Annotated in this window: 42 protein-coding genes; 25 read left to right on the forward strand and 17 right to left on the reverse strand. The window is 61.8% G+C overall.

Annotation, left to right across the window (positions count from 1 at the left end):
- Positions 1–76: 76 nt before the first annotated feature.
- A complete protein-coding gene (locus B4I46_RS01195; protein ID WP_286898157.1) occupies positions 77–265 on the forward strand; it encodes a hypothetical protein in 189 nt (62 codons plus the stop codon).
- Positions 266–268: 3 nt separating this feature from the next.
- Here B4I46_RS01195 and B4I46_RS01200 read toward each other — a convergent pair whose 3' ends face one another.
- The 14 genes from B4I46_RS01200 to B4I46_RS01265 form a co-directional block, all read right to left on the reverse strand.
- Positions 269–781: a hypothetical protein gene (locus B4I46_RS01200; RefSeq protein ID WP_286898160.1), complete on the reverse strand. Its 513-nt coding sequence runs from the start codon at positions 779–781 to the stop codon at positions 269–271.
- On the reverse strand, positions 756–1,121 hold the full coding sequence (locus B4I46_RS01205) for a hypothetical protein (RefSeq protein WP_019751313.1): 366 nt from the start codon (positions 1,119–1,121) through the stop codon (positions 756–758). The genes B4I46_RS01200 and B4I46_RS01205 overlap by 26 nt, the downstream gene beginning before the upstream one ends.
- Positions 1,122–1,202: 81 nt before the next feature.
- Complete coding sequence (locus tag B4I46_RS01210; protein WP_286898166.1) at positions 1,203–1,391, reverse strand: hypothetical protein; 189 nt, start codon at positions 1,389–1,391, stop codon at positions 1,203–1,205.
- A 2-nt stretch (positions 1,392–1,393) separates the two neighbouring features.
- Positions 1,394–1,882, reverse strand: a complete 489-nt coding sequence (ssb, locus tag B4I46_RS01215) for a single-stranded DNA-binding protein (protein WP_286898168.1) — start codon at positions 1,880–1,882, stop codon at positions 1,394–1,396.
- Between the two features lie 14 nt (positions 1,883–1,896).
- On the reverse strand, positions 1,897–2,514 hold the full coding sequence (locus B4I46_RS01220; protein ID WP_282361282.1) for a lambda exonuclease family protein: 618 nt from the start codon (positions 2,512–2,514) through the stop codon (positions 1,897–1,899).
- Complete coding sequence (locus B4I46_RS01225; protein WP_286898172.1) at positions 2,498–3,274, reverse strand: ERF family protein; 777 nt, start codon at positions 3,272–3,274, stop codon at positions 2,498–2,500. Before B4I46_RS01225 ends, B4I46_RS01220 begins: the two co-directional genes overlap by 17 nt.
- A gap of 7 nt (positions 3,275–3,281) precedes the next feature.
- A complete protein-coding gene (locus B4I46_RS01230) occupies positions 3,282–4,406 on the reverse strand; it encodes a hypothetical protein (protein ID WP_286898174.1) in 1,125 nt (374 codons plus the stop codon).
- 288 nt (positions 4,407–4,694) lie between these two features.
- Complete coding sequence (locus B4I46_RS01235; RefSeq protein WP_286898176.1) at positions 4,695–5,021, reverse strand: hypothetical protein; 327 nt, start codon at positions 5,019–5,021, stop codon at positions 4,695–4,697.
- Positions 5,018–5,239 carry a hypothetical protein gene (locus tag B4I46_RS01240; protein WP_060537438.1) on the reverse strand — a complete coding sequence of 74 codons (222 nt, stop codon included), beginning with the start codon at positions 5,237–5,239 and terminating at the stop codon, positions 5,018–5,020. The genes B4I46_RS01235 and B4I46_RS01240 overlap by 4 nt, the downstream gene beginning before the upstream one ends.
- Positions 5,236–5,427, reverse strand: a complete 192-nt coding sequence (locus B4I46_RS01245) for a hypothetical protein (protein WP_254506338.1) — start codon at positions 5,425–5,427, stop codon at positions 5,236–5,238. The genes B4I46_RS01240 and B4I46_RS01245 overlap by 4 nt, the downstream gene beginning before the upstream one ends.
- Positions 5,424–5,837: a hypothetical protein gene (locus B4I46_RS01250; RefSeq protein ID WP_286898181.1), complete on the reverse strand. Its 414-nt coding sequence runs from the start codon at positions 5,835–5,837 to the stop codon at positions 5,424–5,426. The genes B4I46_RS01245 and B4I46_RS01250 overlap by 4 nt, the downstream gene beginning before the upstream one ends.
- A gap of 20 nt (positions 5,838–5,857) precedes the next feature.
- Positions 5,858–6,043 carry a hypothetical protein gene (locus tag B4I46_RS01255; protein ID WP_286898184.1) on the reverse strand — a complete coding sequence of 62 codons (186 nt, stop codon included), beginning with the start codon at positions 6,041–6,043 and terminating at the stop codon, positions 5,858–5,860.
- Entirely contained in the window at positions 6,040–6,375 is a 336-nt protein-coding gene (locus tag B4I46_RS01260) for a hypothetical protein (RefSeq protein WP_286898187.1), read from the reverse strand. Before B4I46_RS01260 ends, B4I46_RS01255 begins: the two co-directional genes overlap by 4 nt.
- Positions 6,376–6,724: 349 nt before the next feature.
- The gene (locus B4I46_RS01265) at positions 6,725–7,369 is read right to left on the reverse strand and encodes a hypothetical protein (protein ID WP_258658549.1); all 645 of its coding nucleotides are present in this window, start codon (positions 7,367–7,369) and stop codon (positions 6,725–6,727) included.
- 447 nt (positions 7,370–7,816) lie between these two features.
- Between B4I46_RS01265 and B4I46_RS01270 the strand changes: the two genes are divergently transcribed.
- Entirely contained in the window at positions 7,817–8,143 is a 327-nt protein-coding gene (locus tag B4I46_RS01270; protein ID WP_286898192.1) for a DUF1654 domain-containing protein, read from the forward strand.
- Positions 8,144–8,176: 33 nt separating this feature from the next.
- Here B4I46_RS01270 and B4I46_RS01275 read toward each other — a convergent pair whose 3' ends face one another.
- The 3 genes from B4I46_RS01275 to B4I46_RS01285 are packed head-to-tail and all read right to left on the reverse strand — an operon-like array spanning position 8,177 to position 9,760.
- A complete protein-coding gene (locus tag B4I46_RS01275; protein ID WP_258658532.1) occupies positions 8,177–8,590 on the reverse strand; it encodes a hypothetical protein in 414 nt (137 codons plus the stop codon).
- On the reverse strand, positions 8,583–8,894 hold the full coding sequence (locus B4I46_RS01280) for a hypothetical protein (RefSeq protein WP_286898195.1): 312 nt from the start codon (positions 8,892–8,894) through the stop codon (positions 8,583–8,585). The genes B4I46_RS01275 and B4I46_RS01280 overlap by 8 nt, the downstream gene beginning before the upstream one ends.
- Positions 8,895–8,917: 23 nt before the next feature.
- Positions 8,918–9,760: a S24 family peptidase gene (locus B4I46_RS01285; protein WP_258658524.1), complete on the reverse strand. Its 843-nt coding sequence runs from the start codon at positions 9,758–9,760 to the stop codon at positions 8,918–8,920.
- A gap of 96 nt (positions 9,761–9,856) precedes the next feature.
- Between B4I46_RS01285 and B4I46_RS01290 the strand changes: the two genes are divergently transcribed.
- The 23 genes from B4I46_RS01290 (at position 9,857) to B4I46_RS01400 (ending at position 24,191) form a co-directional block, all read left to right on the forward strand.
- Entirely contained in the window at positions 9,857–10,105 is a 249-nt protein-coding gene (locus B4I46_RS01290; RefSeq protein ID WP_210015055.1) for a transcriptional regulator, read from the forward strand.
- Between the two features lie 27 nt (positions 10,106–10,132).
- Positions 10,133–10,324, forward strand: a complete 192-nt coding sequence (locus B4I46_RS01295) for a hypothetical protein (RefSeq protein ID WP_064314396.1) — start codon at positions 10,133–10,135, stop codon at positions 10,322–10,324.
- A gap of 321 nt (positions 10,325–10,645) precedes the next feature.
- Positions 10,646–11,485 carry a replication protein gene (locus tag B4I46_RS01300; RefSeq protein WP_258658520.1) on the forward strand — a complete coding sequence of 280 codons (840 nt, stop codon included), beginning with the start codon at positions 10,646–10,648 and terminating at the stop codon, positions 11,483–11,485.
- Positions 11,475–12,269, forward strand: a complete 795-nt coding sequence (locus tag B4I46_RS01305) for an ATP-binding protein (RefSeq protein ID WP_286898201.1) — start codon at positions 11,475–11,477, stop codon at positions 12,267–12,269. The genes B4I46_RS01300 and B4I46_RS01305 overlap by 11 nt, the downstream gene beginning before the upstream one ends.
- Entirely contained in the window at positions 12,269–12,478 is a 210-nt protein-coding gene (locus B4I46_RS01310; protein ID WP_286898204.1) for a hypothetical protein, read from the forward strand. The genes B4I46_RS01305 and B4I46_RS01310 overlap by 1 nt, the downstream gene beginning before the upstream one ends.
- Complete coding sequence (locus tag B4I46_RS01315; protein WP_286898206.1) at positions 12,478–12,774, forward strand: hypothetical protein; 297 nt, start codon at positions 12,478–12,480, stop codon at positions 12,772–12,774. Before B4I46_RS01310 ends, B4I46_RS01315 begins: the two co-directional genes overlap by 1 nt.
- Positions 12,771–13,196: a hypothetical protein gene (locus B4I46_RS01320; RefSeq protein WP_286898208.1), complete on the forward strand. Its 426-nt coding sequence runs from the start codon at positions 12,771–12,773 to the stop codon at positions 13,194–13,196. The genes B4I46_RS01315 and B4I46_RS01320 overlap by 4 nt, the downstream gene beginning before the upstream one ends.
- Entirely contained in the window at positions 13,189–13,380 is a 192-nt protein-coding gene (locus B4I46_RS01325) for a hypothetical protein (protein WP_210015050.1), read from the forward strand. The genes B4I46_RS01320 and B4I46_RS01325 overlap by 8 nt, the downstream gene beginning before the upstream one ends.
- On the forward strand, positions 13,373–13,819 hold the full coding sequence (locus B4I46_RS01330) for a recombination protein NinB (RefSeq protein WP_210015049.1): 447 nt from the start codon (positions 13,373–13,375) through the stop codon (positions 13,817–13,819). Before B4I46_RS01325 ends, B4I46_RS01330 begins: the two co-directional genes overlap by 8 nt.
- On the forward strand, positions 13,816–14,418 hold the full coding sequence (locus tag B4I46_RS01335; RefSeq protein ID WP_286898215.1) for a recombination protein NinG: 603 nt from the start codon (positions 13,816–13,818) through the stop codon (positions 14,416–14,418). Before B4I46_RS01330 ends, B4I46_RS01335 begins: the two co-directional genes overlap by 4 nt.
- Positions 14,415–14,546, forward strand: a complete 132-nt coding sequence (locus B4I46_RS01340) for a hypothetical protein (RefSeq protein WP_286898216.1) — start codon at positions 14,415–14,417, stop codon at positions 14,544–14,546. Before B4I46_RS01335 ends, B4I46_RS01340 begins: the two co-directional genes overlap by 4 nt.
- Positions 14,537–15,127, forward strand: a complete 591-nt coding sequence (locus B4I46_RS01345; protein ID WP_286898218.1) for a hypothetical protein — start codon at positions 14,537–14,539, stop codon at positions 15,125–15,127. Before B4I46_RS01340 ends, B4I46_RS01345 begins: the two co-directional genes overlap by 10 nt.
- Positions 15,128–15,836: 709 nt before the next feature.
- Positions 15,837–16,061 (forward strand): hypothetical protein, encoded by a 225-nt coding sequence (locus B4I46_RS01350; protein ID WP_054915224.1) that lies wholly within the window; start codon positions 15,837–15,839, stop codon positions 16,059–16,061.
- A gap of 215 nt (positions 16,062–16,276) precedes the next feature.
- On the forward strand, positions 16,277–16,648 hold the full coding sequence (locus B4I46_RS01355; RefSeq protein WP_054915223.1) for a hypothetical protein: 372 nt from the start codon (positions 16,277–16,279) through the stop codon (positions 16,646–16,648).
- Complete coding sequence (locus B4I46_RS01360) at positions 16,648–16,965, forward strand: hypothetical protein (protein ID WP_286898225.1); 318 nt, start codon at positions 16,648–16,650, stop codon at positions 16,963–16,965. The genes B4I46_RS01355 and B4I46_RS01360 overlap by 1 nt, the downstream gene beginning before the upstream one ends.
- Positions 16,966–17,012: 47 nt before the next feature.
- The gene (locus B4I46_RS01365; RefSeq protein ID WP_286898226.1) at positions 17,013–17,621 is read left to right on the forward strand and encodes a putative metallopeptidase; all 609 of its coding nucleotides are present in this window, start codon (positions 17,013–17,015) and stop codon (positions 17,619–17,621) included.
- Positions 17,622–17,652: 31 nt separating this feature from the next.
- Positions 17,653–18,114, forward strand: coding sequence for a DUF2280 domain-containing protein (locus B4I46_RS01370; RefSeq protein WP_286898228.1), 462 nt, complete (start codon positions 17,653–17,655; stop codon positions 18,112–18,114).
- On the forward strand, positions 18,101–19,387 hold the full coding sequence (locus B4I46_RS01375; protein WP_286898230.1) for a terminase large subunit domain-containing protein: 1,287 nt from the start codon (positions 18,101–18,103) through the stop codon (positions 19,385–19,387). The genes B4I46_RS01370 and B4I46_RS01375 overlap by 14 nt, the downstream gene beginning before the upstream one ends.
- Positions 19,387–21,174 (forward strand): anti-CBASS protein Acb1 family protein, encoded by a 1,788-nt coding sequence (locus B4I46_RS01380; RefSeq protein WP_286898232.1) that lies wholly within the window; start codon positions 19,387–19,389, stop codon positions 21,172–21,174. The genes B4I46_RS01375 and B4I46_RS01380 overlap by 1 nt, the downstream gene beginning before the upstream one ends.
- 14 nt (positions 21,175–21,188) lie before the next feature.
- On the forward strand, positions 21,189–22,322 hold the full coding sequence (locus B4I46_RS01385) for a DUF2213 domain-containing protein (RefSeq protein WP_254506241.1): 1,134 nt from the start codon (positions 21,189–21,191) through the stop codon (positions 22,320–22,322).
- Positions 22,323–22,334: 12 nt separating this feature from the next.
- Positions 22,335–22,820 (forward strand): structural cement protein Gp24, encoded by a 486-nt coding sequence (locus B4I46_RS01390; RefSeq protein ID WP_254506239.1) that lies wholly within the window; start codon positions 22,335–22,337, stop codon positions 22,818–22,820.
- Between the two features lie 18 nt (positions 22,821–22,838).
- Complete coding sequence (locus B4I46_RS01395) at positions 22,839–23,798, forward strand: DUF2184 domain-containing protein (RefSeq protein WP_254506237.1); 960 nt, start codon at positions 22,839–22,841, stop codon at positions 23,796–23,798.
- 12 nt (positions 23,799–23,810) lie between these two features.
- The gene (locus B4I46_RS01400; protein WP_254506235.1) at positions 23,811–24,191 is read left to right on the forward strand and encodes a hypothetical protein; all 381 of its coding nucleotides are present in this window, start codon (positions 23,811–23,813) and stop codon (positions 24,189–24,191) included.
- The last annotated feature ends 16 nt before the right edge of the window (positions 24,192–24,207 follow it).

Below are 24,207 nucleotides of genomic sequence, written 5' to 3' on the forward strand. Positions count from 1 at the left end.
TCTAAAAAGGCTTTTTTTGGTCACGCCTTTCGGGGTATCAAGAGACACCGGCATGGGGCTGGGTGTGGAGATCTAGATGGCAAATCGCGGAAACGTTGTTCACAAGGCTGGTGACTACAAGGTTTACGAAGTGGTCGAAACCTTCCTTAACAACAAAACGGAGGTCCAGGGGTATCACGTAGTCGGCCCTAAATCGGATCCGACGTGGCTTCATACTTTGGAAAGAGCAGTCAAGGAGGCGGACGACCTGGCCGGCAAGGAATAAATTTCAAGCCGGAGCGATCACCTCGTCGCCCGGGTCCTGCTGAATCATCAGCATGCTCTTCCGGTCGAAGGCCAGGGCCAGGCGGGGCGATATGCTGACTTCGTGCTTCGGCGGCGTTAGAAACTTCTCCGCGTGCAGCCTGCCAAGTGCATGGATGCCATGGATCAGCGCCTCGACCATTTGGCTGTACGTGGCGTCAGCCCACCCGCAGATCGCCCGCAGGTGCTGGCCAGTCCGCTTCCTGGCCGACAGCCTCAGCGGCTCATTGCGCGCCACATTGCGGTGACCTTCGATTTCGTGGCGCGCGATCCTGAACAGCGCGTGATGCCCGAGCGCTTCGACGTGATGAACCATAAGCGTCATCGCCTCGCCCTGTTCCTCGATTCCGGCCCACTCCATCAGTTCAAGCAGGGCCTGTTTAGTCCCTGGGCGAACCTTCAAGCGCAGGTCTTCTTCCTGCAGGCGCTCGGCCTTGGCGCGGCGCTTCTCGTCACGCTGCTGCTGCGTCAGAGCCATCATCGCCTCCATTGCGCACGAAGGTGGCGCCCGGCCCGATGTCGAGCAGATCGCACACCCGGTTGATGATCTTGAGCGCGGCGTCGAACACCTTGGCGTCGTCCGGCTCGCGGGCCAGGCGCTTCATGTTTGGCTGGTGCTCCAGGCAGACTTTGTCGACCAGGCGCCGTGCCAGCCTGCGCAGGTGGTCGGCGCTGTCGTGCTCGCGCAGGCTCAGCGCAAAGGCCAGGGCCACATCGTCAGGCCGGTACTGTCCGCCGCTGCGGGTGTTGTACAGCTTCTTGACCGGCCGATTCATCCAGGCCGGCAGGGTTACGACTCCAGAGGGTGCTTTCTGCATGTCTGTGCTCCGTTAGGCCGCTGGGCGGCAGGTGGAACTGTTCTTGCCGCCGGCGCTGGCGGACCAGGGAGTTGATCCGCCTCATGCCGCGCGCACCGAGTCGATCTGCTCGGTGATCTCGAACAGCTGCTGGGTCAGGTTCTCGATGGTGGCAGCACCGCGCACACGTTCGGCGCGGCTCCACTGGCAGCTACGGTTGAACAGCAACTGCAGGTTCTGCTCCAGTTCCTTCCGGCGCTGGACCAGGTCGAGCATGGTGGCGAGCGGCATGGCTATGCACCTGCGAGGTGATGGAGCGGGGTGAACGGGATGTCGTCGTCGAAGCTTTCGTATTCGGGACCGTTCGTTCCTTGCTGGCTCTGCTGCGGCGCCGGCCGTTGTTGCTGGGTGCGCTGCTGTTGCCGTGGCTGTTGCGCAGACTGGTTACCCTGCGCCTGCTGTGGCGGGTTGCCCGCGAACTTGATGATGATCACCTTCCCGGTGAGCTTCACGCCCTGCGAGTTGTCGCCCTTGGTGTAGGTCTCGATATGGGCATCGTCGATGGTGAAGTGCAACTGCTGCCCCTTGAGCAGGTATGGCGCCATGGCCTCAGCCTGCTTGCCCCATAGCGTGGCATCGACCCATTGGGTGGGGCGCTTTCCGTCTTGGACTTTGCGTCCGTACTCGCAGGCCAGGGCGAGGTTGCCGACGGCATTTCCATCAGGTGTATAGCGCAGTTCAGCGTCGCGGCCCAGGCGGCCGATATCGGTAAGAGTAGGCATCGTGATTCCTTTGGTTATGCGGCCGCGCCGAGCACCTTGTTCATGCGCTCGTCGAGGATTTCGTGGAAGGTTTTCACCCGTTCGGTGAGCTTGCGGATCATCACTTCGTCGCGGTACACACGCTTGACGAAGAGCGGCATGCCCGGCCAGTAGCTGATGAAGTCCAGCCACTCACGCTCGGAAACCCACAAGCCACCCTGGCACTGTGCGACGTGTTCCTTGGGCACTTCACCGTTCAAGATGACGCTGACCTGAAACTTGGGGAGCTTGGTCTTGATCTCGGTCAGGCCCTGGTCGCCGACCAGAGCGTCCGGCGAGTACCCGATGCCGTGGTTGAGGATGATTCCGACCGAACGCGTCTTGATGCTCTCGCGGTCCTCGTAAAGCCCGCGCGCGACCCCCTCTAGTTCATGACCGCGAATCGTCGCCTTGGTCTGGAAGGGGATCTCGGCAGCCTCCTCGGTGATGCGCTCGCCGATCAACTGGTCCATGTAGGTGAAGGCGGCCACGCCAAAGCCGGCTTCACCCTTGCCGGCGACCAACAGGCAGTCCAGCTCGGAGCAGGTGATGATCCCTAGGCGAAGGGCAAGCCATTCAGGTGTGCCCTGTTCGATATCAGTGATGATCTGCATCTTGAGCCTCCTGGGCTGCTGTCTCATGTTGCTTCACCGATTTGCTCAGCATGCCGAGCACCTGGTCGAAGGCGGCCTTCTCGACGGCCGACGGTGTGCCGTGGATGCTGGCGAACGCTTTCTTGGCCTTGTCGCTGCACCGCTCCAGCAGCATGGCCAGCTGGGTGGCCTGCACCGAGGTAACCCGAGGCGTGATCACGGCGCCGTTGCCGTCGTCGTCCTCGCCAGTGGTGGTGAAGTTGAGCAGGGCGCCGGCGGTGTAGCGTTTGCCGTAGCTCACGCTGGAGGCGACGGCCTGCACGCTGTTCTTGCTGCCGCTGGTGTCGGCTGGCAGGACCAGCGACGTGGTCTCGCGGTGCCCGGCCCGGTGGCTCAGCACCCCTTCGACCTCGATGCCGCGCTCGTTGCGTGGTGTGCGGAAGGAGAGGGCGAAGCCGTGGCGGGCGAGCACCGGCTTGATCATCTCGTTGATGTCCTCCCAGAGCGCGTAGGTGCTCTGGATGCGGCCGCCCTTGTCCTTGATGCCCCCACGCTCGCCGATGACGGGCAGTTCCTCCTGCATCGCGGCCAGGGCCTCGTCGTACTGCTGCTTGGCCTGCAGGGCCTGGATGTTCTGATGCATGACCATCAAGCGCTCCATCTTGTCGATGTCAGCGTTGGGGGACATGGCAACCTGTTGGATGATCTGCAGGACGGTGACAGACTCGGCGGCTACGGCCGGCGGCTGGGAGTGGGTTTCGACCCTGGCTACTTGGCTCATGGCGACCTCAGAAGTTGATGGTGATGTTTGGGACTTCGCGGCGGGCGATCTTGAGCACGATGGCCCTGGCCAGCTCCTCTGTGATGTTCAGTGACATCAACGCGGTTTTGGCTTCTCCCATGACTTTGGTCTTGTGGGCTTGGTCGCGCTCGCGGGCTTCTTGCTGGCGAAGGATCTCGGCGGCAGCGGCATCAGCGCGGCGGCGTTCTTCCTGGCGCGCCTGCTCGGCTGCCTCCTCTTGCCGTCGAGCGGCGTCTTGGCGCTCCTGCTCCATCCGCTGCTCGGTAGCAACGCGGTCGGCCTCTGCCTGAATCCGGGCGCGCTCGGCTTGTTCAGCTTGCAGCTTGAGTTGCAGGCGCTGGTTCTCGGCTTCGCGTTCTTGTGCGGCGGCCTGGTCGATCAGCTCCTGCTCGCGGCGGGCGGCGGCTTCACGCTCGGCCTGCTGCGCCTGAGCCACGCGCTCGCGCTCTGCCTCGACGGCGGCTTCCTGTGCCAGACGGATGCGGTCTTGCTCGGCGCGCTCTTCTGCTTCACGGCGCAGGCGGGCCAGTTCGGATTGCTCGGTGTCGTACTTCTGCCGGGCTGTGATTGCTGCCTGGATGGCGCTCATAGACGACTCTTTGACCCGGGCCGCCTCAGCTTCGAATTCCTCCCAAGCTTCGCCCAACTGGAATGCGGACAGCTCTGTGATGCGAGCCTGCAGCTGCTCGGCATCCAGCGCGCCCAGTTCGGTGGACAGCCCCTTCATGTGGTCGATGGCGTCGTTGTGGCGGTCGATCCGGGCATCCTCGGCGGCTTCCCACTCGGTGAGCGGGCGGCGGGTCTCATCCCTCAGCGCGTCCATTTTGGTCACGAACTCGCGCAGCTCAGCTTCGACCACCTTCGGCATTTCTTTCAGGCGGCGCAGGTAGTCACGACCCGGCTTCTCGACAGCGGTCTTTGACTTGCTGACCTTGGCGGCCAGGCTGGCGATACGCTCCCGGCCCTTGCGGGTTTTCAGGTCTGGCACTTCGCCCAGCACCTCCCCCTTCACCAGGTCAATGAATTGCTGCAGACCGCCGGCCACGTAGATGGCCGGGGCGTTCGCCTCGCTGATCTCTTCGATCTTGATCAGTTGCTGTTGTGCGGACATTGGTGCACCTCGCGCCAGGCCGGCGCCGTCAGCTGGAATAGGGAAATGCCAGGTCACCCAGGCATGAGGTTGACCCAGGCCCTGGCTGCGGTGGATGGTTGCGCGCTCTCGCCGCTTACGCTCCCGGAGGGGTACGGTTATCCCCGATGGGGCCCGCCGTGCGCCGGGTGTGAATTCAGGAAGTGATGGTGCCGGCCAGGGCGCTCAGGAGGAGCCAGCCGGTGCAGAAGGTGAGAGCGATGAAGGAGCCGCGCCAGTTGGCGAAGCGGCGTGCACGCCGGTAACCGGTCATGGGTCGTGTCTACCTGCGCCATTGCACTTGTGGCAGCTGCTCGTAGAGCCGTGATAGGGGCCTGAGAAGTGAAGGGTTCCTGACCCTTTGCACGTCGTGCAGGCGACTTTATTGCGCTCCCGCTCCAGTTGCTTGCGCAGATCACCCAGCTCGCTATCGCGTGGGTCGCCTGCAGGGGTGTGGAAGGCCATGCCGACGTTCTCAGCCCAGCCAGTCACATCTTCTGCGATGGCACGGATCTGCTCTGGCGTCGCGGCAACACCGTGCTCTTCAAAGGCCTCCGCAAGCCCTTCGGCGTAGTAGTCGGTCCGTGAGTAGCTCATGCCCGCACCTCATACCCGACCGTCCACTCGCCGCAGATGCAGGCTCGGCATTTCCATGCCTGGGGGTTCTCGATGCTGGCCAGCGCAGCCTCATTCACCGCGGCGGCGAACGTAGACCCCTTGAACAGCATCAGCACCCGGTCGGCCGGCATGGCCTGAGCCTCGGGCAGTTCGGCGATCTGCTCGTCGATGAGCGTTTGAACGATTGGCGTGGTCATGCAACCTCCTTGCGCCCATCAACGATCTTGTTGAGGCGCCCGCAGTAGTGGTTGAACTCTTCGATGGTGATGCGCTGATCCGCCATCATTTCGGTGAGCTGGCGCTGGAGCATGACGCTCCAACTGAGCGGCGTTCCGGGATGCGCCATTGCATCCAGTTCCTGGTCGATCAGGATGTGAGGGCTCATAGCTCGGCATCCTCTTGCTGGGCGATCAGTGCGTCATCGGCCAGCGGTTCAAGGAACTCTGCCGCAATATCGATGAGACGCTGATCCGGCTTGTCGTCGCCCAGCAGGCTCGCTGCTGTGGTCCTGCAGGGCTCGCCAAAGGCCGCTTGGATGACGATCTCGGCCAGCCAGTCGCCTTTGTCCTCGCCGTCCTCCCAGCGCTTCAGCAGGAGCATCTGGATGTGGGTCTTGAACTCAGCGAAGGTGACGATGCGCGGTGCGCGCAGGCGGCGCTGCACCTTGATGTCGCTACCCCGGGCCAGCCGCTCCCCGGCTTCTTCCTGCCAGGCCAAGCGCGCATCCGCCGCATCGATCACTGGAGGCGGCTGCCGGTTGTCGTACTCAAACTGTGCTGCTCGAAGTGCGCCCATGGTCGCCTCCAGATGGTGGGTTAACGGGTCTGCTGCTTGATCTCGGCAGCGCGATCGGAATCGCTCAGGCGCTGCCAGCGATCGTGCTGGAAGTTGTGAGCATCCAAAGAGGACTGATTTTCCTCGCAGCATTCCGCGCAGTACCCTTCATGCAGGTTCTCGGTAGGGTCGGCGCACTGCGGGCAGGTGAGCTGCGCGGCGCTCATGGCTTCACCCGGGCGGCGAGCATGGCGTCGGCCAGCTTGTAAGCTGTGCTTGCGGTTTCGTTCTCGCGCCCACCCATGCCCAGCAGGCACGGAGCGCCCGCGGTTGAGATGAGACCCTGCAACGCCTTGGTGGCGAAATAGTCGCGAATGGTCACACCGAAGCAGGTGCCGTGGCCGCCGTACTCGCTGGCCGCAACCGGGAAAGCTGGTTGCTCACCGGCTTCGGCAGGCTGGCAGTCGTAGCAGATACCGCCGACCTGTTCAGATTCGTCGATGCAGCTTTTGCAGCGCAGGCAGTGGCCTACGCCAGATGGCTCTGGTGACTGGTACATGGATTGTCCTCAGGACCGCATTGGCCAGGAGCCAGGCGAAGGTGACCAAACCCACCGTGAAAGGTGGCCTGGCGCCTGCCAATGCGGTCGATGTGAAGGGAAGGGGATGCATCGGGGTGTGATCTGGCCGGTGCTGCGTTCTTTCCGGCTTGCCGCATCAAATGGCGGTGGTTAGATGAGTAGCCCTACGGAGCGTCGATGCACGAGAGTCGGGTAAGGAAAGTCGTGCAAAGCCCGTTGGGTCTTTCCCTGCGCATCAGCCTGCGCATTCAGATCACACTCCGATGCAGCCTGCGATGGGGAGCAGGGCATCGGGCAGTTAACGTCAGGCTGACGTGGCGCTGGTTGGTCAGTCTTCGTCTGGCTCAGGCTCCCAGCCCTTCACCTCGTAAGCGAAGGCTTGCCACTTCTGCTGGTCAGCTTCTGACATGCTGTTCCAGCCAGCCGACTCATCGCGAGAAACCGCTTCGCCACCCTTGAAGGTCACAGTCCCGCAGTTGCTGCCGATATCTTCGTCGGCATAGGTGAGCACGATGGTGGCCTCAGGGAACATTGAGCTCAGCTTGAGGAAGATCGGTTCAGGGAAGGACCAGGCGGTTTCAAAGCTCGCTGACTCAGGGCCATCGACATTCGGCTCGCAGGCATTCCACTTGGTGCCCCAGGCGGATCTGGCGAAGTCCATGCTGTGCATGAAGCCGGTCTTCCGGTGATTGCGCAGCATCTGCACGAACTGTTCGAAGCTTTCATCGCTCAGCTTCGACAGATCAACGCGGTTCCGGCTTTCCAACTGCATGGCGCCAACAAGCGGGTGGTCGTTGACCGGCACGCGAAGCACATGCTCAGCAGCGGTTTCAGCATCGCCAATCACACCATTCCATGGAAACTCGCCCTCGAAGCTGATGATCTTTCCGAAGTCGATCCGGCCTTCCTCATTCAGCATCGCCTGAATGACTTCCTGCGGCGCCTTGACCTTGTTGGTTACCCAATTTGGCATTTCGTTTTCCTCCAGTGGATTCCCAAAGCACCCGGTCGCCCAGGTGCTTCAGTGAATCGTTCTGTCCCATTACCGCCGGGGTGGCGGGGCGCATTGCATGCCCGGGTCGTTCTCTCGGTTTAGGTGTTTCACCTTCGTCAGCCGTACAGGGTTCTCCCTGTCGTGGGCAGCCTTTCGGGGCTGTCTGATCGCCGGTCGCCGGTAGAGGCAATGCGGTCTGTTGGTTGTTGCGCTGGCTGTTAAAGAGCGGCGGCCCGGTTGAGGGCCTCCCGAGGGGCTTTGGAGCGCCTCGATGGAATGAACGATAAGCCAATGCCTAATCATTGTAAATAGGTAATGCCTAACTTTTTTCGAGAGTGCCTAATCCGCCTTCCGGGCTTGCATCGTTCGATAGCTCGGGTAAGCTCTGCCTAATACTGGATGGATGTACAGTTAGCGGAGGAAGGTATGGCCAAGCAGAAGAAGTCGACTCCACAAGCGCGCCAAGAAATGACAGCCCTCGAGCGGCTGGGCCTGCGGGTCTCGTCGATGATCAATCACCCGATCGCGCAATCGCAGCGCTGGGTGACGATCCATCGCTTGGATACGGACGGAGACATGGAGTGGGAGGAGGTGATGGGGCTGCTGGCCGAGACGCCGGAGCTGGACCTGACGTTCAACGACGACGAGAGCGTGACGGTCCGCTGGGAGGAACAGAGCGCCGAGGATCGAGACGACTTGGTCGTGGAGAAGGGTTGGGAGGAGGAGAGGGTAGAGGAGGCTGCGCCTTTTTGACAGGCAGAAAAAAGCCCGCCGGGGCGGGCTTGTTTACTTATTAGGCTGGGCGACCGGGGGCTGAGATATCGCCGGCGCAGCCGTCTGGTTGGATGAGTTTTCGGATTTTCCAGTCTGGTAGAAGGTTAGGCTCAGGGCAGTGATGGCAATCCCCACGGTAACCGCAGTGACCATTGCTCCCCAGATGTTGAGCTTCAGGCTCCCGAGCCTATCAATGTCACGGCGAACTCCGGCAATAGAATCATCCAAGCGGCGATCCCGCTCCGCTTGGGCAGCGAGAAATCCGTCAATTTTTGACGAAATGGCCTCAACCCGAGCGTCCATTTTGACCTCGATGGTTTCGAGCCTGGCGTTGATTTCTTCGCGAGTAATATCGTTCATGATGTCAGTATCCTTGACCCCAGAACGGTTGTCACCCCAGCCGCCATAAACAATATTATCAGCCATTCCCTTTCGCTCGCTCAGCGGTGAAAGCGGCTACAGCATTAGCTCCAAGGAAATTCATCGTGGCGCATTTTGGGCACTCGATGCAGACGGAGTCGATCCAGCTCTTTACAGAGGGATCGCCCTGCACGGGAACTTCAAAGATTGTCATCTTCGGATTCTCCTCCTTGGATTTTGCCTCTGCATGAAATTTCCAGCCTTCATCCTGCCCGCACACTGAGCACTTTTGATCGGGCCTACGTGCAGCCAAGAAATTGATCAGCTCGTTGAAATGAATCACAGTTTTTTCATCACTAGATGCAGTCATCTTGCTCCCTTGTAGGCATCCGCCTAGACCAAATGCGCATTCCATACCAGCAGCACCCTGGCCTGGATGTAGGTCATGTCCCTCCGGATCAGCCGATCCTTGTGCCGCGGGTTGTCCGAGATCATCTCGTAGTGCTCCTCATCAGCCACCTGCAGACGCTTGATGTAGAGCAGGTCATCCCAGACGAATAGGTACACCCCATCGCCCACGAAGTCGCGGACGTTGATGTTCACGATCAGCGGGTCGCGGTGCTTGATGGTGGGCTCCATGGACTGGCCCCAGCCGGTGACTACCTTCAGGTGGTAATGCTCCTCGAACTCGACCCCCAGCTCGCGTAGATGTCTCGGACTGACGCGAATGTCCTTGAGCATCTCCGGGTAATCGTGCGGAATCTGGCCTCCGCCCATGGCTGCGCGGATGTCGTAGTGAGCGATCCTAACCTCATCACCGACCAGGCCAGGCCGGGAGAAATCCGCTGTAATCACATTTCCCTCATCGGTCGCTTCGGCGGCTGCGATCAACTGCGCGCGCGCCGAATCCGACAAGTTCTTGCCTTGTTTGGCGAGCATGGCGCGAACCATATCGGCAGCTGAGGTTGGCGCCGGCTCTGCAGCAGGCTCAGAAGTGACGTCCTGGATGCTCTCGTAGGAGAAGCCAGGGCGAAGCCCCCAGTGTTCAGGGCCAACCACGTCAGAAAAGTAAGCGATCACGTCCATCAGCTTGGACTTGTCGATCCGGCCGTTTTTCACCCAGCCCTGCACCGACGGAGGCTTCACCTGGAAGTCGTCTGCGAGCTGTTTCTTGGATACGCCCTTGGCGATCCGCGCAGCATCAATGGCTGCACCTAGTTCTGGTCCGGTAAGCATTGCCTAATTAGGCCTATCGCCAGCGTGGTTAGGCAATGGCTTGTGCGTAATAAGGTAATGCCTTATATTCATCGGTAAATCTCCAGGAGAGAACTCATGAAATCAGCAGAAGCAGCCAAAGAAGCATCCCGCGTGCTGGGCAGCCAGGCGGAGTTGGCGCGCCGGCTGAATGTTGCGGCACCCACCGTCAATCAATGGTGTTCAGGAGAGCGCACGGTCCCAGCCAAGCGCGCATTACAGATTGAGGCGCTTACGAATGGCGTCGTGAATCGTGCCGATCTGTGCCCTTCGTTCCCATGGGGCCAGATCGACAGCAACCCGACCCACGCGCTTTCCGCCGCTTAACCACTTTCAACCACAAAGGAACCCACCGTGTCGTATTTCGACCCCGACCACCTGCACAACAAGCCCACCAAGGTTCGCTTGGATGAGGCTGCCGACGACTTGCTTTCGGCGATGGCTCGCTTCAAGCGCACGCAGAAGGCTGTGCTCGCCAGGGAAATTTTGGAGCGCGGTCTCGACCAGATGATGCAAGAGCTTAACGCGAACACTGACGTGGCCTGAAGTGGCCGAGGAGGCCCTGTGCCAGAAAGCAAAGAGCTGGAGATCCAGCTCGACGGGAAGGGCAATTCGGATCTGGCGTATCTCGCCAGGCAGAAGGGCTTAACCCCTGAGCAACTGGCGGCACAAATCATCAATGAGGCTCTCGACCGAATGACGAGAACGGAGCCTGGCCGAAGCAACGTTCGGTCGTTTCGCAAGGGCTTATAAGCCCCTGAGGGACTCATGAGGAACTGCCGTTGAAAACAACAGCACCCAAACCGCAGACGCAAAAAAGCCGGTGGCTAGACCGGCTTCTTCAACAGCTATTCAACGAGACGAATCATGACAAATATCATCCCGCTACGCAACACCGGGGGGTTTACCCGGATGGACAATCATCTGATGGATGGCCTGATGGCCATCAACCTGTCGGCGCACGAGATGAAGGTCGTGCTGTACGTGGCCAAGGCCACCCTGAACTTCAACGAGGGCGCCCAGCGCATCCCGGCCACCGCTATCGCCAAGGCCACCAACATTCACCCCGACACGATCTCCAAGGCTATCTCCGGCCTGCTGCGGCGCCGGGTGCTGTTCCGTGAGGGTGGTGCCCGTGGCGATATCGGCCTGTGCGACCCGAAGGAGTGGGTATTTGTTGAGCATCCGAAACAGACCATATCGTCTGACTCGGCTCAAATCGTCCGAATCGGATCTGCTGCGAAACAGACCGAAACCGACGACTCCCTTCTCTATTCCAAGAAAGAACCCCTATTAACTCTTTCTTCGAAAGAGATTAATCCCCCCCAAGAGCCGGTCGAGCCACCGAAGGCTGAGCGCAAGGCACCGTTCGGCATGGCCCAGTTGCTGGCTGACAACCCGCACAACGTCCCTGAGCAGTTGCTGGCCGACTGGCTGGCCCAGCGAAAGGTCAAGCGCGCTGCTGTGACTGCCACCGTCTGGGCAACCGTGAACACCGAGCTGGCCAAGTGCGCCGACGCCGGTATCTCCGCGAACGACGCAATCACCGAAGCGCTGAATTCCGGGTGGCAGGGCTTCAAGGCGTCCTGGGTGATCAAGCGCCTGGCCGAAGCCGCTCCAGCCACCCAGTCGCGCCACCACGGCTTCGCTGACCGTGACTACACCGCCGGCCTGATCCCCCGAGAGGATGGTTCCTATGCGTTCTGAGAAAGTCGTGCACCTGTCCAGCATGGCCAGCCCACAAGTCACCTCGATGGCAGTCTGCGAGGATCACGGGGAGTACTCGGCCACCGTCACCCAGGTGCTGAGCCACACGTTCCGTTCGCCGTGCCCGCACTGCAAGGCCGCCCGGATCGCGAAGGAGAAGGCTGAGCTCGTCGAGCGTCAACGCCACGAACTGGCCTGGAAGCTCGGCGATGCCTTGGTGCCCAAGCGCTTCAAGGACAAGACCTTCGACACCTACCAAGCTTCCAGCCCTGGCCAGGCCAAGGCCCTGGCGCGCTGCCGGCTCTACGTCGAGCAGTTCCAGCAGAACCTCGAAGCCGGGCGCTGCGTGATCCTGGTCGGCCACCCTGGCACCGGAAAGACCCACCTGGGCGTTTCCATGGCTCAGGCCGTTATGGAATTGACCGAGTACACCGCAGTCTATCGCACGCTTGGCGGCATCCTGCAAGCGATCCGCACGACCTTCGACGGCAGCTCCAGCCAGACCGAGGGCAGCATCCTCGACGCGCTGGTGCGCCCCACGCTGCTGGTGCTGGACGAGGTCGGCGCCAGCAGGGAAGCCCCGAGCGACTTCGAGCTCAGCCGCCTGTTCTCGATCATCAACGGCCGCTACGAGCGGATGTTGCCCACCATCGTGATTTCCAATCTGGATGTTCGCGAACTGCCAGCGGCGATGGGTGAGCGCTCCGCCGACCGATTGCGTGAAGGCGGGGTGATCGTGCTGCCGTTCACCTGGGAATCGCACCGCGGCAAGGAGGGGGTGTGATGCGTACCTATCTCAAAGCTGTGCTGATGATCCTGCTGGCTCCGACCGTGATCCTTGGGGCATCTGCGGCCTTCACCCTGTGGGTCAAGTTTGCCGTGTCACTGGATCTGCCGTGGCCCGCGAAGCTGGCGATCATGGCAGGCCCGTCGATCCTGCTGGCCGCAATACCCACCGCCTGGCTGATGAACAAGCTCGAGGAGAAGCACTGATGGACACCAACAAGATGCGCGACATCAGCCGCGAGCAGTTCCAAGCCGTCTTCAGCGAGAAATACCCCCTGACCTTCGCTGCAGCCAAGTCTGGCGATTCCAAGGCGCATGGCGATATGTCGATTGCGTGGTGGGGCTGGCAGGCCTCCCGCGAGGCCGTGGTGGTGGAGCTGCCGTCCGAGGACACCTGCAGGACCAGTACGTCGAAGGAGGAGGCAGCCCAAGACGCCTACAACCACGCCCTTGGTGAGTGCCGCTCTGTAATCGAGGCCCAGGGCCTGAAGGTGGCGCCATGACCATCGACAAGGCAAAGCTCAAGGCGCTGGCCGAAGCCGCCAATGAATCTTATGCGGCACTGTGCGAGCACGGTGGGGACGAGCTTGCCGAAGCCTGGCACTCCGCTGAGCTCGCCTATGACGATGCCGCGAACCCTGCTGTTGTTCTGGCCCTGCTCGCGGAGATCGAGCGGCTTTCGCCGCCGGCTGGCCAAGTCTCCTACCAGCAGCAAATGGAGGCATGGAAATCAGCGAGCAGTCAGGATCTGCGTGCACGGGGAGAACTGATGATCCAAGTGGACGAGCTCAAGGCCGAGAACGAGGCGCTGCGCAATGCCCTGAGCGATCCTCTTGCCCTTTATGAGGATGACGAAGGTTGCCGAAACCTGCCCGAGTATATCGCCGGGCGCGCGGCCATGGCCAAGGAGGCGAATCGTGATTGATAACCGCCGACTCCTGATCATCCAGATTTCCCTCTCCATGCTTGAGCAGTGGTACACGACTTGGGAGGGTTTCAAGGATCACCGTGACGGCGATATCCGCCGACTTGCTCTGCACTCGAAGGCGCGCGGGCTTGTTTGCCATGACCGAGCGCTTGCAAAGGCGGAGGTGGCTTTCCATGGCTGACCTCATGCTTCGCACCGAGCAAGACCGCGCCCGCCTGATCGGCTACCTCACCGGACTTGACCTGGCCAAGCCGCGCCGCTTGACCATCGTCGAAGTGCGCAACAAGCGCAGCGACGCCCAGAACCGCCTGCTGTGGATGTGGAACGGGCTGATCCAGGCGCACCTGCGCGACTCGCACGGCCAGCTGGCCAGCGCCGAAGAGTGGCACGAGATCCTCGTGGCCAAGCTCTGGCCTGCCGAAGTGCATCCGGTGGAACTGCCTGACGGCACCCGGTACCGCGTAGGCCGGGCCAAGACCCGCAAGTTCAACACCCAGCAGATGACCACCTACCTAGAGCTGCTGGACGCCTACAGCGCCGAGCACCTGCAGCTCCTGCTGCCGCACCCGGATGACCTGATGATGGCGATCTACGGCGAGCGCCGGGGGAGGGCCGCATGAGTCTCCCGGCCAAACAACCACGCCCGAAGAAGTGCAAGAACCCTGCGTGCGGCGCCAGCTTCCCGCCGCGCCGCCTGGGCCAGGCCGTCTGCAGTCCAGCCTGCGGCCTGGCCATCGCGCCGGTGAACCGTGACAAGGCCCGCAAGGCCATCGACCAGCGTGAGCGCCGCGACATCAAGGTGCGCAAGGAGAAGCTGAAGAGCCGCGCCGACTACCTGCGCGAGGCCCAGGCCGAATTCAACACCTACATCCGCCTGCGCGACCAGCACCTGCCGTGCATCAGCTGCGACTCGCTGCCCAGCGATCACGACCTGATCACAGGCAGCCGCTGGGACGCCGGTCACTACCGGTCGGTGGGCGCATGCCCGGAACTGCGCTTCGAGCCGCTCAACGTCCACCGCCAGTGCGTGAAGTGCAATCGCAATCTGTCGGGTAACGCGGTCGAGTACCGCATCCGGCTGGTGCAGCGCATCGGCGCCGACCAGGTGGACTGGCTGGAAGGCCCTCATCAGGCCCGCAAGTACACAATCGACGACCTCAAGGCCATCAAGTCCGAGTACCGGGCAAAGATCAAACAGCTGAAGGAGGCTGCAGCATGACTTGGACTATCACCGATACGGCCTGCATGTTCCTGCTGGCCATGGCAATCGGTTCCACCTGGTGCCTCGGGCGCGGCCAGTTGATCGCGATAAAGCGCAAGCGCGAGGAGGGCGGCCCATGCAACTGAACAGCGCGCGTCAGGTCTGGCACGATTGCTACTACCAGCCTTGGGACAGCCAGGGATCGTTCATTGAGCAGCTTGGCCTGCTGGGTGCGATGGTCCAGGCCACGGAGAAGCAGCGGCATGCGAGTCATGCTGTGCACCAGGTGCTGGCAGGCGGAGTGCAGGCGGCAATCTCAAGACTGCCCAGCCAGCTGCGAGCGTTCGGCAACTTCATGTACGCGCCAAGCTGCAGCGATGACGACCGTGAGGCGGCAGAGGAGGCTGTCTTCAGCATGGCCATGAGTCGGACCGGGCGAATGACCGCGGCGAAGGTCGAGCGCTGTGAGTACGTTGCCAAGGGCGTGATGTTCCGGTATCGCCGCATGCACCAGGGCGGGCAATCCTCAGCGCAGGACCCATTCGCCAGCCCGGAGTGGTTCAAGCGCTGGATCGACGAGGTCTATGGGGTGACGCTGCCGTCCTGCGCCTGGGCCCGCGATTGGGAGCCCTTCGTGCAGATCTGCTTCGAGGTTTGCGAGGACCTGGACAAGCGTGCTCTGTCGCCGGTGGCAGCCGCAATTTACGAAATGAAGGAGGCCGCTTGAGGGCCTATTGCGTTCCCGCACGGCTGGTGATACTGTATCGCCATTGTTAGAGTTTTGCCTTTGGCAAATTACTCTTAAGATCCAACAAGGCCCAGCCGTCGTGCTGGGCTTTTCGTTTATGCGGCTTGCAAGCGGAACGACACAGGCGAGCTCAGGCCTACAAGTCAGGGTTTTTTGTCATTGAGGGGCTCACTCTCACGTCTGAGATACCGAGCTCCTTCGCCAGCTGAATGTGATCCAGAGCTGAGGTGCGAGGCAGATCGACGCGCAACACCTGGTCCTCATAGGACATGTGGAGCGTGATGAGTGCGAGCAAAGCATCATCGAGCGATAGGGTGTCAGTTGATGCCTCGCAGCACCACCATCGCTCCTTTCCCCTCAGGAAATAGTCAATTCTAAATCTCATCACGATTCCTATCATGTCGGTCTGGGCTGCAGTCTAGGCAATGCCGAGGATCTTGGCTGTGTCGGCCGTCCCGTTTTATGCAGATGACACGCCCAAGCAGCTGGGCTAAGTCGGTAGTGGCATCGATCAAAGCCTTGCGCGCCCTGATCGGTTACGCGATGAGGGGCTGGGGTACGTGACCCAGCGATCCAGCCCATCAAGCCGGGTAAGCACCGGCCCTCTGCATCCCTTGAAGTCAACCAGCGAGTTGCCCACACATTTCACTGAGCGCAGAATGCAGCTTTGAGTGAAGGAGCGTTCAGCATGGTGTTGCGTGGCATGGCGCAGATGCATTTCGATGACTTGGCTGAGAGGTTCCAAGATCTGGTTCGCACTTTCGGTGGCTCTGAACCGGTAGAGTTCGTATGGGTTGTGTTCTACCAAGGTCGGGTGTTTGGCGCTTATCCGCTCGCAGAGCAGGCCCTTGTGAAGATCACCGAAATTGAGCACTGCATCAGCGTTGATGAAGTTCCCGCCCCGCAAGCGTGAAGCTCTATCTGCGTTGAGCTTTTGCGGTTCACCGGTGACGTGCGTCTCCGGCTGACGTGGCGGATGCAGCGAGTACCTGGCAGTATGGATATCCGAACTGCACATGCTCGTGGCAACACGGGTCGGCAAGGCGGTTCGGGATACCCGGTCGAAAGGCCGGGTTTTTTATTGAAGCCTCGGCATTTGCCGGGGCTTTTTCGTTTCCGGAGTTAAGAATGGACCCTACCGACCTCGGCCCAGGCACAGCCACCTGGCTGGGTGGAACAGGCACCGTATTGCTAGGCGGCTTCCTATGGCTGCGTAAGTTCCTGTCCAAGGATGCAGCTGACCGCGCCATGGACAATGCCGACATAGGCACCGTCCGCCGGCTGAACGAACTGCTCGACTCCGAGCGTGAGGCCCGCAAGCTTGCCGAGGCCCGCGCCGACCAATTTGCCAAGGAGCGCAATGACCTAGCCGCAACCGTTGGCCGCATGGAAGGGAAGATCGAAGCCCTGACCAGTCAGGTCGCCAACCTCACAGAGCGGGTGACGCTTCAAAGCGACGAGATCGCCCGCCTGCGCATCAAGTTGGGAGGCACTACCTGATGGACAAGTGCGCAATCCAGTTCATGGCCCGCCACTGGTGGCGCCGGGTTGAGGTGTGGTTCATCGCCATGCTGCTGGTCACCGGCGGTGTGTTCTTCGGCTTCCAGCTTGGTCAGTGGGCACTGGCAGATTCCTACCGTCAGCAGGTCGCCGAGATCCGCGCCGCCTACGACGAGGCCACTCGGCAGCGTGACCATCGACTCGATGAGCTGACCAACAAGACCAGCACGGCAGCCGAGAAAGCCACCAAGGCGGCGACCGCAGCTACCAAAGCCGCCGACAAGGCTGATGAGGCGCTCAATCGGGTTTCCCCATAGCCGCGCCACAAAATCGAGTTGCGCCGTTTCGTGGCGCGGGAGTGAGCATGAGCAGACCAAAGCCACCGGCCGACCTGCTCGAATCGCTTTGGTTGACCTTGCGCCCCGCACCTGAAGTCTGGGAGTGGATACAGCGCGAGATCCTCGCTACCACCGGCAGCATCCACAACGAAGAACACGGCCATCTGATCGATGCGAGCGTCGGAGTCATGTGGGCGTCGTCCAGCTTCGCGAAGAAGGGCAGGTCAGTGCTGGGCCAAGCTGAGCAGTTGATGATCCGCGCGGGTGGCTGGCAGAAGGCACGCCAAGAGCAGCAGATGCGCGACTGGTTCGGCGAAGAGCCTGAGTTCCTGATCACCCTCGCCGCGGACTACTGCGCCCAGTGCACCGAGGCTGAGTTCTGCGCCCTGGTCGAACACGAGCTCTACCACATAGCGCACAAGCTCGATAAGTACGGTGCCCCGGCATTCACCCAGGACGGTATGCCCAAGCTTGAGATGCGGGGGCATGACGTCGAAGAGTTTGTCGGTGTGGTGAAGCGCTACGGTGCCAGCAACGACGTACAGCAGCTGATCGACGCTGCAAGCCGGCCGCCTGAGGTGGCCAAGATCAACATTTCGAGGGCCTGCGGAACCTGCCTGCTCAAGTCGGCCTGAATCCTGACAGGTCCTGACGGATGACATTCACATGGCAGCACTACGAAGCGAGGTCAAAGCCTTCATTGTTCAGGCTCTGGCCTGCTTCGATACACCCAGCCAGGTGGTGGAGGCCGTCAAGAAAGAATTCGGTGTAGATGTCAGTCGCCAAGTGTGCGAAGGGCATGACCCAACCAAGTACGCCGGGCGCGGCCTGGCCAAGCGCTGGGCGGACATGTTCCACGCATGCCGTGAGCGGTTCACCGCCGAGACGGCCGACATTCCGATCGCGCACCGCGCATACCGCCTCCGTGCGCTGGGGCGGATGGCTGAGAAGGCCGAGTCGATGAAGAACATGGCCCTGACTGCCCAGCTACTGGAGCAGGCAGCCAAGGAGGTCGGCGACGTGTACGTGAACCGGCAGACGAAGGTTGATAGCTTGCTCGACAATGCGGTACCCACCTCGGTGCAGGTCACGGTGATGGATGCGAGGAAGCGCGATGCCGACGCTTAACTGCCCCCAGGCCACCTTCATCAACATGCCGCACAAGTTCCGCGGCTTCGTCGCCGGGTTCGGCTCAGGCAAGACCTGGGTAGGCTGCGCAGGCATCTGCAAGCACGTGTGGGAATGGCCCAGGATCAACTCCGGCTACTTCGCCCCGACGTACCCGCAGATCCGCGACATCTTCTTCCCGACTATCGAGGAGGTCGCCTTCGACTGGGGCCTGAAGGTCAAGACGAAGGAGAGCGACAAGGAGGTCGAGTTCTACAGCGGCGGCCAGTACCGCAGCACGACCATCTGCCGCTCGATGGAGAAGCCCCAGACCATCGTCGGCTTCAAGATCGGGCACGCCCTGGTCGATGAGCTGGATGTCCTGCCTAAGCTCAAGGCTGAGCACGCCTGGCGAAAGATCATCGCCCGTATGCGCTACAACGTGGACGGGCTCAAGAACGGTGTAGACGTCACCACGACCCCCGAGGGGTTCAAGTTCGTCTATCAGCAGTTCGTGAAGCAGCTGCGCGAGAAGCCGGCGCTGAACGACATGTACGGCCTGGTGCAGGCGAGCACGTTCGACAACGAGCTGAACCTGCCGCCGGACTACATTCCGTCGCTGATGGACTCGTACCCTGAGCAGTTGATCATGGCCTACCTGAACGGCCAGTTCGTCAACCTGACGTCCGGGACGATCTACACCGCCTACGACCGCAAGCTCAACGGCAGTCAGGAGACTATCCAGCCTGGCGAGGCCCTGTTCATCGGCATGGACTTCAACGTCGGCAAGATGTCGGCAGTGGTGCACGTGAAGCGCCTGGGCCTGCCGCACGCGGTGGACGAGATCATCAACGGCTACGACACGCCGGACATGATCAAACAGATCAAGGAGCGCTACTGGCTCTACGACGGCAGCGATTACCGCAACACCCGACAGATCCGGGTCTATCCGGATGCCTCGGGCGACTCTCGCAAGTCCGTCCGGGCCAGCGAGACCGACATCTCACTGCTCAAGCAGGCCGGTTTCATGGTCTCGGCGCCCGGTGCAAACCCTCCGGTGAAAGACCGAATCAACTCCATGAACGCCATGTTCTGCAACGCCGCCGGCCAGCGCCGGTACCGGATCAACGCCGACAAGTGCCCGACCTACGCCGATGACCTCGAGCAGCAGATCTGGGGCGACAACGGCGAGCCGGACAAGAAGCAGGGCAACGACCACCGGCCAGACGCCGGCGGCTACTTCATCCATAAAGAGTACCCAATCAACAAGTACTCCCTCTCAGGTGTTTCCTAATGGGCGTCGTCCGATACTTCAGCGACAAGCTGGTCAACCTGGTGGCGAACCTGGGTACCGAGCGCGACAAGGCGTCGAGCTCCACCTATGCACCGGTGCTGCTTACCGAGCAGGAGTTGAGCAATGCCTACCGTGGGGCCTGGCTGCCGCGCAAGATCGTCGATATCCCCCCGCTGGACGCAACACGGCGCTGGCGGGGCTGGCAGGCCAGCAAGGACCAGATCCAACTACTGGAGGCAGAGGAAAAGAGGCTCGACGTGCGCCGCAAGGTTAAGCGGTCAATGACGCGGGCGAGACTGTTCGGCGGGGCTGCGCTATACATCGGCACCAACGATCGCGATACGTCTCTGCCGCTCGATCCGTCCCGTCTCCAGCAAGGCGGAATCCGCTACCTCACGGTGATGAGCAAGCGTCAACTGGCTCGTGGCGACATCGAGCAGGACCCACAGTCCGACCTGTTCGGACTGCCCAAGTGGTACACGCTCACTGGGAGCCAGATCAAGGTTCACCCGTCGCGGCTGGTGGTCTTCATCGGCGCCGAGCTGCCAGATCCCGAAATCGACTTCGGCGTCGATCAGGGCTGGGGCGACTCGGTCCTGCAGGCGATCCTCGACTCGATCAAGCAGTCGGACGGCACCATGGCCAACGTGGCAAGTCTCGTGTTTGAGGCGAAGGTCGACGTGATAAAGATCCCGAACTTCATGCAGAACCTGCAGGACAAGGAGTTCACCAAGCAGGTTATGGAGCGCCTGCGCCTCGCCGCCATGGCCAAGGGTATCAATGGCCAGGTGCTGCTCGACGCTGAAGAAGAGTACGAGAGCAAGTCGGCCAGCTTCAGTGGGTTGCCTGACGTCATCGACCGCTTCCTCCAGGCCGTAGCTGGTGCTGCCGACATCCCGCTGACGCGCCTGGCCGGACAATCCCCAGCCGGCATGAGCAGCACGGGCGAGTCGGACCTGCGCAACTACTACGACCGCATCCAGGCCATGCAGGAGCTGGATGTACGGCCTGCGATGGCTGTGCTGGACGAGTGCCTTATCCGCTCAGCCCTAGGCACCCGCGATCCCAAGATCCACTACTCATGGCTCCCGCTCTGGCAGCCAACCGCTGCCGAGAAGTCGGAGAACAGCAAGCGCACTGCAGAGACCATCAAGGCACTCAAGGAGTCTGGCCTGTTCCCTGAGGAAGCCCTGAGCGTTGCCGCTGCCACGTTGTTGGTGGAGGAGGGAGTGGTACCTGGGCTGGAGGCGGCCATCGCTAAGTACGGCGCCGAGCTGCCTGACGAGGATCAGGAGGACGACGTTGCGGGCGACAAACCCCAGTCGCGATCAACCGCCATTGGCGATGCCGCGCCGAGACCTCTCTACGTGCAGCGCAAGGTCACCAACGGTTCCGACATCCTGGCATGGGCCAAGGACCAGGGCTTCGAGACCACCGTCTCTGCAGATGACCTGCACGTCACCATCGCCTACAGCCGTCAGGCTCTGGACTGGATGAAGGTCGGTGGCGACTGGAGCAGTCGGCAGGACGGCGGGCTGACAGTCGCCCCGGGCGGTGCGCGCCTGGTCGAGCCGCTGGGCAGCGAGGGCGCAGTCGTGCTGCTGTTCAACTCGTCCGAACTGGCCTGGCGACACATGCAGATCCGTGAAGCCGGCGCCTCGTGGGATTACGAGGAGTACCAGCCGCACGTGACCATCACCTACGCCGCTGGCGATCTCGACCTAAGCAAGGTCGAGCCGTACCGCGGGAAGATCGAATTCGGGCCGGAAATCTTCGAAGACCTGTAGCCCTGAGGTAAACCATGATCCTTCAAGACTCTGTCACCGCTTCCAATGTGCGGCGGACGGCTGACGGCTACCTGGTGGCCGAGGCCCGAGTCGCTCGCGCCGGCATCCAGGACTACCTGGGCACCGAGATCGACCCGGACAACGAGCACGGCCTGCGCGACAAGCCGATCGTCAAGGTGTACCGGCCGGAGAGCTCGGTATTCCACAAGGACGCCATGCAGTCCTACGCATACCGGCCCATGACCAATGGTCACCCGGGAGGCGAGGGCGTCAACGCCAAGAACTGGAAGGACCACGCCATCGGCCAAACCGGCGGCGAAGTCGTCCGCGATGGCGAGTTCGTCAAGGTGCCGCTGGTGCTTATGGACGCCAAGGCCATCGAGGACTACGAGGCCGGCAAGCGTGAGCTCTCCATGGGCTACGGCGCTGAAGTGGTGTTCCAGGACGGCAAGACCCCGGATGGCGAGCACTTCGACGTCTACCTCGGCCCCATGAAAATGAATCACCTGAGCCTGGAGCATCGCGCTCGGGGCGGCGAAAAGCTTCGCATCGGTGATAACGACCCCACACCCCCAAAAGGAGGCCATCACATGGCTGATTCCCTGCGCACGGTCATTGTTGATGGCCTGTCCGTTCAAACCACCGACCAGGGCGCCCAGGCGATCGACAAGCTGACCAAGCAGCTGGCCGACGCGGGCGTCAACATCAAGACCCTGACCGACGCGCATGCCGTGGCCCTGGCGGCCAAGGATAACGAGCTGGCCAAGAAGGACGCCGAAATCGACGGACTGAAGGCCAAGCAACTGAGCGATGCTGACATTGACAAGCGCGTCCAGGCTCGTGCCGACCTGATCACCAAGGCCAAGTCCATCGCCGATGCCGACTACACCGGCAAGGGCGACGCCGAGATCCGCAAGGCCGTGGTCATCGCCAAGCTGGGCGACGCAGCCATCGCTGGCAAGACCGAGGCCTACATCGACGCTCGCTTCGATCTGCTGCTTGAAGACGCCGCGAAGAACCCGTCCGGCGACCCGTTCCGCCAGCACATGATCCAGCAGGACAGCAAGACCACCGGTGACGACGCCGAGAAGGCGCGCCTGCAGATGATCGCTGACATGCAAACCGCCCACCGCCCGGCCCAGGCCTAAGGAGAACCAGCAATGGCTACCTACCAAACCACTTACGGCAACGCCCCGGCCAAGGGCCTGGTTGGCCAGATTGCCAGCGAGGAGAAGTGCAACAAGATCTCCCGCACCGTCGAGAACGCTGAGGGCATCCGCTTTGGTGTGCCAGTCCAGCGCGGCGCTGGTGACCACGGCGTTGTGCCTTTCTCCGCCGGCACGTTCATTGGGTTCGCAGTGCTGAACCCGGCAGTGCCGCCCGTTGCCCAGGGCTCGCAGCTCGTCGACGGCTACCCGCAGTACTTCACCGGTGCCTTCATGACCATGGGCTGCATGAAGGTCCAGGCCGGCGGCGCTGTCGTGGACGGCGGCGAGGTGTTCTACAACCCGACCACCAACCGCTACGTCGCCGCTACCGGCGCTGGCATCGTCGGCCCGCTCCCTGATGTCGTGTTCGACACCTCCGGCGCGAACGGCGACATCGTCGAAATCTCCATGGGCCTGCGCCCAATCGCTTCCGCCTAAGGCCGAGGGAACTACCACATGAATCGCTTCGAAGACGCTCAGGCGGCGCTCCCGTTCGTTCTGGCCCAGGGCCGCAACATCGAGACCCGCGTCTACCAACGCCGCTACCCAGCCTTCAACTACGCCGCGCACGTGCCGGTCGTGACCGAAGGCCAGCCGTGGGCTATCGGCACCACCTTCTTCACGGTCGATACCGCCGGCGAGGCCAAGTTCCTCAGCGGCGCCGGTACCGACATGCCGTTCAACCAGGCCACCCGCGATCAAGCGTCGCACGACTTCGCCATGATCGGCTCCGGCTGGGAGTGGAACCTGGAGGAGATCAACCAGGCCGCCCTGTACGGCGTAAACCTGAACGACACCAAGGCCATGAGCGCTGCGGACAAGGTTGAACGCCTGCTGAACAGCATTGCCATGGTTGGCTCCACCGAAAAGAACTGGCAGGGCTTCCTGAACAACTCGGCGGTATCCCGCGCCGACGCGGCGGCCACCGGCACCGGCAGCTCGACCTTCTGGTCGGCCAAGACCGTGGACCAGATCCTCGACGATGTGAACGGCCTGCTGTCTGGTATCCGTACCAACACTGAGGAAGTTGAATGGGCTGACACCCTGCGCCTGCCTCCAAACGCGTTCCGCCTGGCAGCGACCAAGCGCCTGGGTGCCGGTGATGGCTTCATTACCGTGCTGGAATACCTGCGTCGCAACAACATCTACACCGCAGAAACCGGCCAGCCTCTGGACATCATGCCGATCCGTGAAGCGCGAAACGCCTCGCAGGACGGCGGCGGCCGAGCGGTTGCCTACCGCAAGGACCCTGAAGTTCTTCGCTTCCACCTGCCGATGCCGCGTCGCGTCCTGGCCCCGCGCCAGAAGTCCATCATGGGCTTCGAGACCGGCATCATCGCTCGCACCGGCGGCACCGAGATCCGCCTGCCGGGCGCGGTTGCCTACCTCGACGAAATCACCCCGCCGGTGGCCTGATAGGAGAACGTCATGAAGGTGACCAACAACTCGAAGGCGCTGCAGGGCTTGCACACCGCCATGGGCCTGATTTACCTCGCCCCGGGCGAATCCCGCGAAGTCGACCTGACCGAGCAGGGCCACAAGCTGGCCTCCCGCCTGGACTTCCTGAAGGTCTCCGGCACTGCGCCGAAGGCCGACGAAGGCGACAAGGAGGCGCTGTTCGCCAAGCTCAAGGCGCTGGGCATCGAGGCTGGGAAGAACTCCAGCCTGAAGACCCTGCAAGAGCGCCTGGTCGAGGCTGAAGCCAAGGCCAAGGAAGAGGCCATCGCCAAGCTCGCCGAGAAGGGCATCCAGGTCGGCGAAGACGTCACCCTGGAAGAGCTGCAGGCCGAACTGGCCAAGCACCAGTAATAACCCCCGGGCGTTC

The sequence above is a fragment of the Pseudomonas sp. UBA7500 genome (assembly GCF_002478435.1).
Taxonomy (GTDB): domain Bacteria; phylum Pseudomonadota; class Gammaproteobacteria; order Pseudomonadales; family Pseudomonadaceae; genus Aquipseudomonas; species Aquipseudomonas palmensis.

Excerpts from the sequence above, each read along its gene's own strand:
- B4I46_RS01195 (WP_286898157.1), top strand. The coding sequence starts at position 77 with ATGGCAAATCGCGGAAACGTTGTTCACAAGGCTGGTGACTACAAGGTT.
- B4I46_RS01200 (WP_286898160.1), bottom strand. The coding sequence starts at position 781 with ATGGCTCTGACGCAGCAGCAGCGTGACGAGAAGCGCCGCGCCAAGGCC.
- B4I46_RS01205 (WP_019751313.1), bottom strand. The coding sequence starts at position 1,121 with ATGCAGAAAGCACCCTCTGGAGTCGTAACCCTGCCGGCCTGGATGAAT.
- B4I46_RS01210 (WP_286898166.1), bottom strand. The coding sequence starts at position 1,391 with ATGCCGCTCGCCACCATGCTCGACCTGGTCCAGCGCCGGAAGGAACTG.
- ssb (WP_286898168.1), bottom strand. The coding sequence starts at position 1,882 with ATGCCTACTCTTACCGATATCGGCCGCCTGGGCCGCGACGCTGAACTG.
- B4I46_RS01220 (WP_282361282.1), bottom strand. The coding sequence starts at position 2,514 with ATGCAGATCATCACTGATATCGAACAGGGCACACCTGAATGGCTTGCC.
- B4I46_RS01225 (WP_286898172.1), bottom strand. The coding sequence starts at position 3,274 with ATGAGCCAAGTAGCCAGGGTCGAAACCCACTCCCAGCCGCCGGCCGTA.
- B4I46_RS01230 (WP_286898174.1), bottom strand. The coding sequence starts at position 4,406 with ATGTCCGCACAACAGCAACTGATCAAGATCGAAGAGATCAGCGAGGCG.
- B4I46_RS01235 (WP_286898176.1), bottom strand. The coding sequence starts at position 5,021 with ATGAGCTACTCACGGACCGACTACTACGCCGAAGGGCTTGCGGAGGCC.
- B4I46_RS01240 (WP_060537438.1), bottom strand. The coding sequence starts at position 5,239 with ATGACCACGCCAATCGTTCAAACGCTCATCGACGAGCAGATCGCCGAA.
- B4I46_RS01245 (WP_254506338.1), bottom strand. The coding sequence starts at position 5,427 with ATGAGCCCTCACATCCTGATCGACCAGGAACTGGATGCAATGGCGCAT.
- B4I46_RS01250 (WP_286898181.1), bottom strand. The coding sequence starts at position 5,837 with ATGGGCGCACTTCGAGCAGCACAGTTTGAGTACGACAACCGGCAGCCG.
- B4I46_RS01255 (WP_286898184.1), bottom strand. The coding sequence starts at position 6,043 with ATGAGCGCCGCGCAGCTCACCTGCCCGCAGTGCGCCGACCCTACCGAG.
- B4I46_RS01260 (WP_286898187.1), bottom strand. The coding sequence starts at position 6,375 with ATGTACCAGTCACCAGAGCCATCTGGCGTAGGCCACTGCCTGCGCTGC.
- B4I46_RS01265 (WP_258658549.1), bottom strand. The coding sequence starts at position 7,369 with ATGCCAAATTGGGTAACCAACAAGGTCAAGGCGCCGCAGGAAGTCATT.
- B4I46_RS01270 (WP_286898192.1), top strand. The coding sequence starts at position 7,817 with ATGGCCAAGCAGAAGAAGTCGACTCCACAAGCGCGCCAAGAAATGACA.
- B4I46_RS01275 (WP_258658532.1), bottom strand. The coding sequence starts at position 8,590 with ATGGCTGATAATATTGTTTATGGCGGCTGGGGTGACAACCGTTCTGGG.
- B4I46_RS01280 (WP_286898195.1), bottom strand. The coding sequence starts at position 8,894 with ATGACTGCATCTAGTGATGAAAAAACTGTGATTCATTTCAACGAGCTG.
- B4I46_RS01285 (WP_258658524.1), bottom strand. The coding sequence starts at position 9,760 with ATGCTTACCGGACCAGAACTAGGTGCAGCCATTGATGCTGCGCGGATC.
- B4I46_RS01290 (WP_210015055.1), top strand. The coding sequence starts at position 9,857 with ATGAAATCAGCAGAAGCAGCCAAAGAAGCATCCCGCGTGCTGGGCAGC.
- B4I46_RS01300 (WP_258658520.1), top strand. The coding sequence starts at position 10,646 with ATGACAAATATCATCCCGCTACGCAACACCGGGGGGTTTACCCGGATG.
- B4I46_RS01305 (WP_286898201.1), top strand. The coding sequence starts at position 11,475 with ATGCGTTCTGAGAAAGTCGTGCACCTGTCCAGCATGGCCAGCCCACAA.
- B4I46_RS01310 (WP_286898204.1), top strand. The coding sequence starts at position 12,269 with ATGCGTACCTATCTCAAAGCTGTGCTGATGATCCTGCTGGCTCCGACC.
- B4I46_RS01315 (WP_286898206.1), top strand. The coding sequence starts at position 12,478 with ATGGACACCAACAAGATGCGCGACATCAGCCGCGAGCAGTTCCAAGCC.
- B4I46_RS01320 (WP_286898208.1), top strand. The coding sequence starts at position 12,771 with ATGACCATCGACAAGGCAAAGCTCAAGGCGCTGGCCGAAGCCGCCAAT.
- B4I46_RS01330 (WP_210015049.1), top strand. The coding sequence starts at position 13,373 with ATGGCTGACCTCATGCTTCGCACCGAGCAAGACCGCGCCCGCCTGATC.
- B4I46_RS01335 (WP_286898215.1), top strand. The coding sequence starts at position 13,816 with ATGAGTCTCCCGGCCAAACAACCACGCCCGAAGAAGTGCAAGAACCCT.
- B4I46_RS01340 (WP_286898216.1), top strand. The coding sequence starts at position 14,415 with ATGACTTGGACTATCACCGATACGGCCTGCATGTTCCTGCTGGCCATG.
- B4I46_RS01345 (WP_286898218.1), top strand. The coding sequence starts at position 14,537 with ATGCAACTGAACAGCGCGCGTCAGGTCTGGCACGATTGCTACTACCAG.
- B4I46_RS01350 (WP_054915224.1), top strand. The coding sequence starts at position 15,837 with ATGGTGTTGCGTGGCATGGCGCAGATGCATTTCGATGACTTGGCTGAG.
- B4I46_RS01355 (WP_054915223.1), top strand. The coding sequence starts at position 16,277 with ATGGACCCTACCGACCTCGGCCCAGGCACAGCCACCTGGCTGGGTGGA.
- B4I46_RS01360 (WP_286898225.1), top strand. The coding sequence starts at position 16,648 with ATGGACAAGTGCGCAATCCAGTTCATGGCCCGCCACTGGTGGCGCCGG.
- B4I46_RS01365 (WP_286898226.1), top strand. The coding sequence starts at position 17,013 with ATGAGCAGACCAAAGCCACCGGCCGACCTGCTCGAATCGCTTTGGTTG.
- B4I46_RS01370 (WP_286898228.1), top strand. The coding sequence starts at position 17,653 with ATGGCAGCACTACGAAGCGAGGTCAAAGCCTTCATTGTTCAGGCTCTG.
- B4I46_RS01375 (WP_286898230.1), top strand. The coding sequence starts at position 18,101 with ATGCCGACGCTTAACTGCCCCCAGGCCACCTTCATCAACATGCCGCAC.
- B4I46_RS01380 (WP_286898232.1), top strand. The coding sequence starts at position 19,387 with ATGGGCGTCGTCCGATACTTCAGCGACAAGCTGGTCAACCTGGTGGCG.
- B4I46_RS01385 (WP_254506241.1), top strand. The coding sequence starts at position 21,189 with ATGATCCTTCAAGACTCTGTCACCGCTTCCAATGTGCGGCGGACGGCT.
- B4I46_RS01390 (WP_254506239.1), top strand. The coding sequence starts at position 22,335 with ATGGCTACCTACCAAACCACTTACGGCAACGCCCCGGCCAAGGGCCTG.
- B4I46_RS01395 (WP_254506237.1), top strand. The coding sequence starts at position 22,839 with ATGAATCGCTTCGAAGACGCTCAGGCGGCGCTCCCGTTCGTTCTGGCC.
- B4I46_RS01400 (WP_254506235.1), top strand. The coding sequence starts at position 23,811 with ATGAAGGTGACCAACAACTCGAAGGCGCTGCAGGGCTTGCACACCGCC.